The organism is Flavobacterium alkalisoli, from assembly GCF_008000935.1.
Classification (GTDB): domain Bacteria; phylum Bacteroidota; class Bacteroidia; order Flavobacteriales; family Flavobacteriaceae; genus Flavobacterium; species Flavobacterium alkalisoli.
Genome location: NZ_CP042831.1, coordinates 2,126,929 through 2,139,172, shown reverse-complemented (window position 1 = coordinate 2,139,172; position 12,244 = coordinate 2,126,929). Strand labels below are relative to the sequence as shown.

At 39.6% G+C, this 12,244-nt stretch carries 6 protein-coding genes; 5 read left to right on the top strand and 1 reads right to left on the bottom strand.

The window, feature by feature from the left end; translation table 11 throughout:
• Positions 1-14 precede the first annotated feature (14 nt).
• Positions 15-746: a GntR family transcriptional regulator gene (locus FUA48_RS09545; RefSeq protein WP_147583321.1), complete on the top strand. Its 732-nt coding sequence runs from the start codon at positions 15-17 to the stop codon at positions 744-746.
• 371 nt (positions 747-1,117) lie between these two features.
• On the opposite strand, the gene FUA48_RS18345 is transcribed toward FUA48_RS09545, so the two are convergent.
• Positions 1,118-1,279 carry a hypothetical protein gene (locus FUA48_RS18345; protein WP_168196962.1) on the bottom strand — a complete coding sequence of 54 codons (162 nt, stop codon included), beginning with the start codon at positions 1,277-1,279 and terminating at the stop codon, positions 1,118-1,120.
• 339 nt (positions 1,280-1,618) lie between these two features.
• Here FUA48_RS18345 and FUA48_RS09540 point away from each other — a divergent pair, with 339 nt between their 5' ends.
• From FUA48_RS09540 to FUA48_RS09525, 4 genes are all read left to right on the top strand, one after another.
• Positions 1,619-2,803 carry a PAS domain-containing sensor histidine kinase gene (locus FUA48_RS09540; protein WP_147583320.1) on the top strand — a complete coding sequence of 395 codons (1,185 nt, stop codon included), beginning with the start codon at positions 1,619-1,621 and terminating at the stop codon, positions 2,801-2,803.
• On the top strand, positions 2,800-3,846 hold the full coding sequence (locus tag FUA48_RS09535; protein ID WP_147583319.1) for a response regulator: 1,047 nt from the start codon (positions 2,800-2,802) through the stop codon (positions 3,844-3,846). The genes FUA48_RS09540 and FUA48_RS09535 overlap by 4 nt, the downstream gene beginning before the upstream one ends.
• A 549-nt stretch (positions 3,847-4,395) precedes the next feature.
• Positions 4,396-11,223: an HYR-like domain-containing protein gene (locus FUA48_RS09530; RefSeq protein WP_147583318.1), complete on the top strand. Its 6,828-nt coding sequence runs from the start codon at positions 4,396-4,398 to the stop codon at positions 11,221-11,223.
• A 104-nt stretch (positions 11,224-11,327) separates the two neighbouring features.
• Positions 11,328-12,239, top strand: coding sequence for a PorP/SprF family type IX secretion system membrane protein (locus tag FUA48_RS09525; RefSeq protein WP_147583317.1), 912 nt, complete (start codon positions 11,328-11,330; stop codon positions 12,237-12,239).
• Positions 12,240-12,244 lie beyond the last annotated feature (5 nt).

Below are 12,244 nucleotides of genomic sequence, written 5' to 3'. Positions count from 1 at the left end.
AATTAACATAATAAATGAAAATATCATTAGATTACAATAGTCCCATTCCATTACATATTCAAATTGAAGAGCAAATTAGAGAGGCTATAAAAGCTGATGAATATCAAAACGGTGCGAAAATGCCAAATGAAGTTAGTTTGTCTAAACAATTAGGCATATCAAGAAGTACATTAAGGCAATCTATTAACAAACTAGTTTATGAAGGATTACTGACTCGCAAAAAAGGTGTTGGTACTTTTGTAAAAAAAGCAGCAATAAGTTCTAAAGCACAAAATTGGTTAAGTTTTTCTCAGGAAATGAAAGCTTTAGGTATTGTTCCTAAAAATTATGAATTGCACGTGAGCTGGGTCAAAGCCAATAAAGAACTTAGTATGTTTTTTAATCTAGAAGAGAATGCAAGAATACTTAAACTTGAGCGTCTAAGAGGAAATGAAGATATACCGTTTGTATATTTTGTATCTTACTTTAACCCTCGTATTGGATTAACCGGAAACGAAGATTTCTCAAAACCTCTTTATGATATTCTTGCTCATTACAATTCTATTGCCAAGCTCTCTAAAGAAGAGATAAGTGCTGTTAAAGCAGATGCTTTTTTTGCTCAAAAACTTGAAATAAATGAAGGAGATCCTATTCTTAGAAGAAAACGTTTTGTTTTTGATCCAGGAAACAGGCCATTAGAATGGAATGATGGTTATTACCGTGCTGATAGCTTTACCTACACACTGGAATTTGACCGTGAAGTTTGATTTAGAAAAAAAGCCAAGGGAAGTTTCAAAAAAACCTTAAACCATATGTTTTAAGTTTTTTTGAAGTTTTTTAATTATCTATTTGAACAGTAATGGAAAGTTTACCGAATCCATTCCCCATATAACGCAAAAGTAAATAAACCATATCGGTTATTTTTAAGTAGCTCAATCCAACGCAGAAAGTCGGACCAATACTGGCAATCCTCCATCAATAAGTTCGACATTAGTCCCGTTGACTCCACTGAACGGGACAACTCTAAATTATTAAAGAGTTGTCCCTTTTTTATTGACCCGGAATTTTAAAATGAAAATAATTTATCGTCAGTTACCTATATTAATCCTCATAAAAGAGAATTGTCTTTAATAGGGTATTAACTGATTTCATTAGTATTTATTTGTCCGTCAAGCAACGGTACAGGAATACCGCTATTAAAATCAAGTCCTGCGTGTTGACCAAAGTACCAAATATTAGCCTCCTTTTGTGCATATATAGCCTGATTGAAAAAAAAAGACTGTACAAATAAGACCAGCAATTTTTATCATAGAATAAGTCGTTGGTTTTTAACCAGATGCTATTAATAATATTTGGTTGCGTAACGCCCTACTGTATAACAATGTAAACCAGTCATGTTACAAAAAGGAAATTTTGACTTATTCTATTAAATATACTATTCTGTAATAGCCGATATCAGATGTATTTCTTTTAAAAACCTGAGAAGTATCTTACATAAATACCATTCGTCTACACAATAATGCCATTCATCTACAGAAATCCAGCATTCATAACAATTAGTATGTAAAATAATTATTATAACTATAATTTTATTAAAATTTTAACTATTTTACTGTAACCCCCTCAATTTTTGATCGACATGAAAGATCAGATACTTGTTAATGCTATTATAGAAAATGCAATTGATGGAATTATTACTATAGACGAAGATGGAATAGTAGAGTCAATAAATCCTTCAGCATGTAATCTTTTTCTATATTATCCGCATGAGATAATAGGAAAAAGTATTAGCATTTTAATGCCTTCATCCTACTTAGAAAAATACCATTCCTGTTTACAGTCTTTAAAATCATTTGGCATTGATAATCTAAAAAGTATTGACAAAAACGTATTTGGCAAGAAAAAAGACGGCAGTATTTTTCCCTTTAGGTTAGGCATAAGTGAAATCAGGTTTCAGAAAAAAAGAATATTCACCGGATTCGTTCACGATTTAAGCTATCACAATGAAGTTGAAAATAAACTGTTACAATACACCCAACACCTGGAGGAACTTGTAAAAGACCGTACAATTTCTTTAAACGAAACTATTGAAGCTCTTTTAAAAGCCAAAGAAGAGATTAGTTTAACTTTAGAAAAAGAAAAAAATTTGGGTAAATTAAAAAGTAGGCTTTTATCCATGGCTTCACATGAGTTTAGGACACCTTTAAGCACAATTCAGCTTTCATCTTCCCTCATTCAGCGTTATGCCGAAAATTCAAACCCAAAAATTGAGGATCATGTTTATAAAATAAAAAGCGCAATATCTAACCTTACAACTATTCTCAATGATTTTCTTCAGCATGAAAAAACCGAATCTGAAAAAATTACCGTATATGTTACATCTTTCAAACTGGACACTTTCATCAACGAAGTAATTGAAGAATTAGAGTTATTAGCTAAAAAGAAGCAAAAAATAATCAGCAAACATAATAGCAAAGCCACATTGGTACAGTTAGATAAAAATCTTCTTAAAAACTGTATTATAAATCTGGTATCTAATGCTATAAAATATTCCGGCGAAGAAACAGATATTGAAATTCATACTTCCATCAATCGGAACAAAATAATCATCACAATCAAAGACAATGGTATTGGTATACCTGAAGAAGAGCAGGAACATTTGTTTGAAGCTTTCTTCAGAGCCCATAATACAGGGAATATACCGGGAACAGGATTAGGCCTTAATATCGTTTCACATTATGTAAAACTTATGGAAGGTACTATTAAATGTAAAAGTGAACTTAATGAAGGAACAATATTTACCATTGAAATACCACGCAAATGATTAGGGTGCTTATTATAGAAGACAATGACAGTATAAGGGAAAACATTATTGAGGTACTAACCCTTTCGGGATATGAAGTAGATACTGCCATTAATGGAAAAATCGGTATAGATAAGGCTCTTAAAAATAAGCCTGATATTATATTATGTGATATAATGATGCCGGAACTGGATGGCTACGGTGTATTGTACATTCTCAATAAAAATCCTGAAACCCAAACTATACCATTTATATTTCTAACCGCTAAGGCAGATAAATCGGATATCAGAAAAGGGATGGAACTGGGAGCCGATGATTATCTCACTAAGCCTTTTGATGATGCAGAACTGCTTCGTGCCATAGAATGCCGCATCAAAAAAAGGGATGCTCAGCAATTATACTATGGACATACTGCTGAAAGTCTTAATTCTTTAATCTCAAACAAAAATGGACTTACCGAGCTTAAAGAAAAAATGCTGGAGCGAAGCAGCAGAGAATATAAAACAAATCAATATATACATTATGAAGGCGATCGCGTAACAGGTATATATTACATTATAAGCGGAAAAGTAAAGACCGTAAAACATACCAAAGAAGGAAGGGAGCTAATAACCGGTATATATAGAGAAGGAGAGTATCTTGATCTAAACATTATATCTATAGACTGTTATAGCGATACCGCCATTGCACTGGAAGCCACAACGTTAAGTTTCTTACCTATTGAACAACTGGACAGGCTTTTATTTTTACATCCCGATATAGGTGCAAAATTCATTAAAATATTAACCCGAAACATCAGGGAAAAAGAGCAGCGTCTTTTACAGATTGCTTATATGTCGGTTAGAAAAAGGATTGCCGAAGCCATCATAAAAATGGCGGAACAAAATGATAATGGTGATAATTCAGTAAAAATTACTCGTGATAATCTTGCGGCATTATCAGGCACTTCTCCCGAAACAGTAAGTCGCACATTAAGTGATTTTAAGGCCGAAGGCCTTATCGAAAAAAATGCAGGCGCACTCCTTATAATCAATTTCGATAAGTTAAATACGCTAAAAAACTAATTAACAATTGCTCCATCGCATTTATCCTTTGTTTTCATTGCTTTTCTTTTAATCCTCTATTTTATAAGATAAAATTTCATGTAGAAATGGAAGTCAAAAACTAATTGACTTCCATTTTTTTTCTTATTAAATATTCCTTAAAAATTTCTAAAAAAATGATTTTTATACTATTTAGATATTAGAAAATGTGATGGAAATCACTTATTAAAATGATGAGCATCATTATTTAATAATTATTTAAAATTTAAATTTGATGTATACTTTTTAATCAATATTTAAATAAATAAGTACTTAAAAATCCAATTATTAATTAAATCTTTTTTAGAATAAAAGTTAAAAAAAGATTAAATAAGATTACGCCAACACCACCCTGAAAAATTCTTTTTGTAAGTATTTTAAAACTCTGTTGCTGAAAAAATTAATCATTTTTTTAGTGTAACAAGTACGTCAATAAGCTTAATAAATGAAACCGCTTTTTAATCCATAACAACACGATTAAAAGCACCTAGTATCAAAAAAATAGTACACAATATTTAATACCGGAAGATTATGAAGAACATTACCATCTTTTTGAAAAATATTAAATATGCTTTTATAACACTAATATTACTGTTTAATATCCATTTTTCGTTTTCACAGGTTGATTTAAGAACATGTGGTTTTGACTGTACATCTAACAACTACACATTAACAGATGTATACCTGAGCCTCTCCGGTGTAGACGGAACTCCCATAGGAAACACTCCCTGTACGATTGGAGATGTGCAGCAGGTATATATTTACCTGAATTACACTTCAAACGCAAATTCAAGTGTCTACTATGCACAGCTAAATGCCGATTTAAATATAGGTGGAGTGACCACCTTTCTTAATGTCTATTTGGGACAGATTGTTCCCGGAAGCAATATAAAGTTATTGTATGGCCCTTTTGATTGGGTTTGTGGCGACGAGTTAGATCTTACAAACACAATAATAGCATGGAAAACAAGCAGTAGTAATAACCCCGGACCAAACTATCAGTGTAATAGTTTCTCAAATGCCCAGTGTGATTATACAAATGCTATTACCATTTCTAAACCACTGGCTGTACAGTTTACTTATACAGCATGTACTGTTGGATCAAGTACTACAGTAAACTTTATGTCTACTACAAACGGTGGTAAACCACCCTATACTTTTGCATGGGATTTTTTAAATGATGGTGGTGCTCCAGATTCAACCTCTCCTAATCCCACCTATGTATATACTACAGCTAATAACACTGCAAAACTGACGGTTACCGATTCTCAAAACATCTCAAACTCCTACATCCTTCAAATCGTTCAGCCGGCAGAATTAATGTTGAGCGAAACACATACAATTGTGGGCTGTAGTGGCGGTACATCTTCCATCACATTAAATGTCTCCGGAGGAACTCCGGACTATACCTATTTATGGAACACAGGTGCCACAACAAAAGATTTGGCAGATGTTTCTCCCGGAACCTATACTGTTACAGTTACCGACGATAATAATTGTACAAAATCATTATCGGTAACTATAGAAAACGGAGATACAGTTAAACCGGTTATTGACCCCCTACCCGCCCCTACAACAATTAACTGTCCTGAAGTACCAAACTTTACGCAGGCCACAGCTACTGACAACACTAGGTCAGTTAGTTCATTAACATATACAGATGTAAATACTCCCGGTTCCTGTCCGGGTACTTATTCGATAACACGAACCTGGATTGCTAAAGATGCTTGTGATAATGAATCACTACCTGTAAGCCAAACAATAACCGTTCAGGATATAACTCCGCCAAGTTGGACAACAGCAGCACAGGTTTTAGATGTAACACTGGAATGCAGTGACCCTGAGGGGTTAGCTGCAGCACAGGCCCAGCAGCCAGTGGCCAGTGACAACTGCGAAGGCGAGATTGCCTACACCAAAACTGAAGGCTCTTTCGTGTCCTCAGGCTGTAACAACGCGGGTAGCTATACCAACACCTGGGTAGCCACCGATGGGTGCGGGAACGTGTCGGAAGTGTTTACTCAGATAATCACAATTGAAGATACAACAGCCCCGGTATGGAATACTGTAGCTGAAGAGCTGAATGTTACTCTGGAATGTAACGATATTAGTGGACTTACTTCTGCTCAGGCCCAACAGCCTGTGGCAAGCGACAACTGCGAAGGCGAGATTGCATATACCAAAACTGAAGGCAGCTTCGTGTCCTCAGGCTGTAACAACGCGGGTAGCTACACCAATACCTGGGTAGGCACCGATGAGTGTGGTAACGTATCGGAAGTGTTTACTCAGATAATCACAATTGAAGATACTACTGCTCCGGTATGGAATACTGTAGCTGAAGATCTGAATGTTACTCTGGAATGTAACGATATTAGTGGACTTACTTCTGCTCAGGCCCAGCAGCCAGTGGCCAGTGACAACTGCGAAGGTGAGATTGCCTATACAAAAACTGAAGGCAGCTTCGTGTCCTCAGGCTGTAACAACGCGGGTAGCTATACCAACACCTGGGTAGCCACCGATGGGTGCGGCAATGTATCGGAAGTATTTACACAAATAATCACAATTGAAGATACAACAGCCCCGGTATGGAATACTGTAGCTGAAGAGCTGAATGTTACTCTGGAATGCAGCGACCCTGACGGGTTGGCCGCAGCACAAGCCCAGCAGCCTATGGCCAGTGACAACTGCCAAGGCGAGATTAGCTACACCAAAACTGAAGGGTCTTTCGCATCCTCAGGCTGTAACAACGCGGGTACCTACACCAACACCTGGGTAGCCACCGATGAGTGTGGAAACGTGTCGGAAGTGTTTACACAGATAATCACAATTGAAGATACTACTGCTCCGGTTTGGTCAACTGCTTCATCCGAACTAGATGTTACTCTGGAATGTAACGATATTAGTGGACTCGCTTCTGCTCAGGCACAACAGCCTGTGGCAAGCGACAACTGCGAAGGTGAGATTACCTACACCAAAACTGAAGGGTCTTTCGCATCCTCAGGATGTAACAACGCGGGTAGCTATACCAACACCTGGGTAGCCACTGATGAGTGCGGGAACGTGTCGGAAGTGTTTACACAGATCATAACAATCGAAGATACTACTGCTCCGGTTTGGTCAACTTCTTCATCCGAACTAAATGTTACATTGGAATGCAGCGACCCTGACGGGTTGGCCGCAGCACAGGGCCAGCAGCCTGTGGCAAGCGACAACTGCGAAGGCGAGATTGCCTACACCAAAACTGAAGGGTCTTTCGTATCCTCAGGATGTAACAACGCGGGTAGCTATACCAACACCTGGGTAGCGACTGATGGGTGCGGGAACGTGTCGGAAGTATTTACACAAATCATAACAATTGAAGACACTACCGCTCCGGTTTGGAGTACAGCTTCATCAGAGCTGGACATCACTTTAGAGTGCAGCGACCCTGACGGGTTGGCCGCAGCACAGGCCCAGCAGCCTATGGCTTCGGACAACTGCGAAGGTGAGATTAGCTATACCAAAACTGAAGGGTCTTTCGCATCCTCAGGCTGTAACAACGCCGGTAGCTACACCAACACCTGGGTAGCAACCGATGAGTGTGGGAACGTGTCGGAAGTGTTTACTCAGATAATCACAATTGAAGATACAACAGCTCCGGTATGGTCAACTTCTTCATCCGAACTTGACATTACTTTAGAGTGTAGTGACCCTGACGGGTTGGTCGCAGCACAGGACCAGCAACCTGTGGCAAGCGACAACTGCGAGGGTGAGATTGCATATACCAAAACTGAAGGGTCTTTCGCATCCTCAGGCTGTAACAACGCGGGTACCTACACAAACACCTGGGTAGCCACCGATGAGTGCGGGAACGTATCGGAAGTGTTTACTCAGATCATAACAATTGAAGATACTACTGCTCCGGTTTGGAGTACAGCTTCATCAGAGCTGGACATCACTTTAGAGTGCAGCGACCCTGACGGGTTAGCAGCAGCACAGGCACAACAGCCTGTGGCAAGCGACAACTGCGAAGGTGAGATTGCATATACCAAAACTGAAGGGTCTTTCGTGTCCTCAGTATGTAACAACGCGGGTAGCTACACCAACACCTGGGTAGCAACCGATGGGTGCGGGAACGTGTCGGAAGTATTTACACAAATAATCACAATTGAAGATACAACAGCTCCGGTTTGGAACACAGTCGCTGAAGAGCTGAATTTTACTCTGGAATGTAACGATATTAGTGGACTCACTTATGCTCAGGCCCAACAGCCTGTGGCTTCGGACAACTGCGAAGGTGAGATTGCCTATACCAAAACTGAAGGGTCTTTCGCATCCTCAGGCTGTAACAACGCCGGTAGCTATACCAACACCTGGGTAGCCACCGATGAGTGTGGGAACGTGTCGGAAGTGTTTACTCAGATCATAACAATTGAAGATACTACTGCTCCGGTTTGGTCAACTTCTTCATCCGAACTAAATGTAACATTGGAATGCAGCGACCCTGACGGGTTAGCTGCAGCACAGGCACAGCAGCCTGTGGCAACCGACAACTGCGAAGGCGAGATTAGCTACACAAAAACTGAAGGGTCTTTCATGTCCTCAGGCTGTAACAATGCCGGTAGCTACACCAACACATGGATAGCAACCGATGAGTGTGGGAACGTGTCGGAAGTGTTTACTCAGATAATCACAATTGAAGATACTACTGCTCCGGTTTGGAACACAGTCGCTGAAGAGCTGAATGTTACTCTGGAATGCAGCGACCCTGAAGGGTTGGCCGCAGCACAGGCCCAGCAGCCTGTGGCAAGCGACAACTGCGAAGGTGAGATTAGCTACACAAAAACTGAAGGGTCTTTCGTGTCCTCAGGCTGTAACAATGCAGGCAGCTACACCAACACATGGGTAGCCACCGATGAGTGTGGGAACGTGTCGGAAGTGTTTACTCAGATCATAACAATTGAAGATACTACCGCTCCGGTATGGTCAACTTCTTCTTCCGAACTTGACATTACTTTAGAGTGTAGCGACCCTGACGGGTTGGCAACAGCTCAAGGCCAGCAACCTATGGCAACCGATAACTGTGAAGGTGAGATTGCCTATACCAAAACAGAAGGATCGTTTGTGTCCTCAGGCTGTAACAACGCGGGTAGCTACACCAACACCTGGGTAGCAACCGATGAGTGTGGCAACCTCTCGGAAGTGTTTACTCAGATAATCACAATTGAAGATACAACAGCCCCGGTTTGGAGTACTATAGCTGAAGAGCTGAATGTTACTCTGGAATGTAACGATATTAGTGGACTAGCTTCTGCACAGGCCCAGCAGCCTGTGGCCAGTGACAACTGCGAAGGCGAGATTAGCTACACCAAAACTGAAGGCAGCTTCGTGTCCTCAGGCTGTAACAACGCGGGTAGCTACACCAACACCTGGGTAGCAACTGATGAGTGCGGGAACGTGTCGGAAGTGTTTACTCAGATAATCACAATTGAAGATACAACAGCCCCGGTATGGAATACTGTAGCTGAAGAGCTGAATGTTACTTTGGAATGCAGCGACCCTGACGGGTTGGCCGCAGCACAGGCACAGCAGCCTGTGGCAAGCGACAACTGCGAAGGTGAGATTGCCTATACAAAAACTGAAGGCTCTTTCGTGTCCTCAGGCTGTAACAACGCGGGTAGCTATACCAACACCTGGGTAGCCACCGATGAGTGCGGGAACGTGTCGGAAGTGTTTACTCAGATAATCACCATAGAAGATACAACAGCCCCTATTTGGTCAACTTCTTCTTCTGAACTTGACATCACTTTAGAGTGCAGCGACCCTGACGGGTTAGCAGCAGCTCAAGGCCAGCAGCCTATGGCAACCGACAACTGCGAAGGCGAGATTGCCTATACCAAAACTGAAGGTGAATTTGTTTCATCAGGGTGTGCAAGTACCGGTACTTATACTAATATCTGGACAGCTACAGACCAATGTGGTAACGTATCGGAAGCATTTATCCAAATAATCACTATAGAGGATACTACCGCTCCGGTTTGGATTACTGAATCTCAAGAGTTTGACGTAACCCTTGAATGTAGCAATACAGAAGGGCTTGAAGCAGCTCTGCAAGTACAACCTATAGCGACTGATAATTGTGAGGGAGTATTTGCTTATACAAAAAATTATGGAGAGTTTGTTTCCTCAGGATGTGCTAATGCCGGTACTTATACTAATACCTGGATTGCTACAGATGAATGCGGTAATGTCTCGGCTGTATTTACTCAGGTAATAACCATACAGGATACTACTCCTCCTGCATTTACCGGAAATTTACCTGAAGACCTAACAGTATCCTGTGATGAAGTTCCTGAACCAGCAACTATAACCTCATCTGACAACTGTAACCCGGATGATGTGGTTATCACATTTGAAGAGATAAGAACTGATACTGACTGTGCCTCTGATTACATATTGACACGTATATGGACAATTACCGACTGTTCCAGCAATAGTTCCAATTATACTCAGATTATAACAGTCATGGATACCACACCTCCAACAGGTACAGCTCCGGCAGATATTGATGATTTAGAGAATATATCAGACATTCCGGTTCCTGATCCCGGTGCAGTAACTGATGTAAGTGATAACTGTAGCGATTTTGTGAACATAACAATAGATGACACCGATAACGGAGATACCGGATGTGTAGGCGCACCATTTATAGTAACAAGAACCTATACTTTGTCTGACTGTGCCGGTAATGTTACCACATTAGTACAAACAATAACTGTTCTTCAGGATGATTCAAATATAAAACGATTTGAAGGCACAGCATGTAACGAAGAGACAGAACCTGTTAATTTATTTGATTTTGTAGATCAGGATACCCCAAGAGATGGTACATGGATAGGTACTAATAATAACATTCCGATTGACAGAGGCAGTTATATTGAAGTCTACGGGCTTGCCATTGGAGACTATACATTTGATTATATATACAGAGGTGAAACTTGTCCGAGTTTAAACCTGAAACTTGGTGTACTGGATAATTGTAAAATACTTGAATGTGACCCAATACTGGTACATAATGCTTTCTCTCCTAACGGAGATGGTATAAATGAAGTCTTTGTAATAGACAACATTGATAACACTAACTGCTACCCCGATAACAACATCGAGATTTACAACCGTTGGGGAATACTGGTATTTGAAACCAGAAATTATAACAATACCTCTAATGCATTTGACGGTATTTCAAGAGGAAGAACAACAGTTAATAAGTCTGAGGGCCTTCCAACAGGAACTTACTTCTACATTCTTAATTATACTTCCGTAGATGCTAAAGGCACAACTCAAACGCATAATAAAACCGGTTATTTATTCCTTTCGAGGTAAAATAAACCGTCCTTACAATTAACTAAAATCTGTGTTTAAGCCGGTTAGTAAGGCACTCCGATAAGATTAAAAAAGGAATGTGGAATTAATTAATTGAACATATTATGAAAACAAAAATATTTACTTTGGTTTTGATGCTCACAGCTATTGTGGGCTATGCACAACAAAATGCACAGTTTACACAGTATATGTACAATACAATAAATATAAACCCGGCTTATGCCGGGTCACGTGGAGCCCTGAGCATTTTTGGTTTGTACCGTACACAATGGGTAGGACTTGACGGTGCACCGGAAACAAGTTGTTTCTCTGCAAATACCCCATTTAATAACAGCAATGTGGGATTAGGATTATCATTAGTTAACGATAAAATAGGACCTACTAATGAAAATAATATATCTGTGGATATTTCATACACTATTAGCACTTCAGAAACCTTTAAAGTGTCATTCGGATTTAAGGCCACGGGAAATCTATTCAATCTTGATGTTAATAAACTGAACCCTGTGGATCAGGCCGATCCGCAATTTCAAAACTTTAATAGTGTGTTTAAGCCCAACTTCGGAGCAGGGGTTTATTTACACTCAGACAGGTTATATGCAGGATTATCGGTTCCTAATTTTGTTGAAACCAATGTTTACAATGATAATGATGTTGCCATATATAAAAGCAAAATCAATTATTATATAATGGGTGGTTATGTGTTTGATTTAGGCCCCGACATTAAATTCAAGCCTTCTACACTTCTAAAAGTCGTTGAAGGAGCTCCTTTACAGGCAGATATCTCGGCCAATTTCATGTTCCTAGAAAAATTTGTAGTTGGAGTGTCTTACAGATGGGATTCTACAGTAAGTGCACTGGCCGATTTTCAGATTAGTGACAGCCTGAATATAGGTTATGGTTATGATCTTGAAACCACTAACCTTAACAACTACAATTCAGGTTCGCATGAGATATTCCTGCGCTACGAAATATTTAAAAATAATGGAAAAATGACAACTCCCCGTTTCTTTTAAAAACA

Bases quoted from the DNA above. Each gene is read 5' to 3' on its own strand.
- FUA48_RS09545 (WP_147583321.1), top strand. From the start codon at position 15: ATGAAAATATCATTAGATTACAATAGTCCCATTCCATTACATATTCAA.
- FUA48_RS09540 (WP_147583320.1), top strand. From the start codon at position 1,619: ATGAAAGATCAGATACTTGTTAATGCTATTATAGAAAATGCAATTGAT.
- FUA48_RS09535 (WP_147583319.1), top strand. From the start codon at position 2,800: ATGATTAGGGTGCTTATTATAGAAGACAATGACAGTATAAGGGAAAAC.
- FUA48_RS09530 (WP_147583318.1), top strand. From the start codon at position 4,396: ATGAAGAACATTACCATCTTTTTGAAAAATATTAAATATGCTTTTATA.
- FUA48_RS09525 (WP_147583317.1), top strand. From the start codon at position 11,328: ATGAAAACAAAAATATTTACTTTGGTTTTGATGCTCACAGCTATTGTG.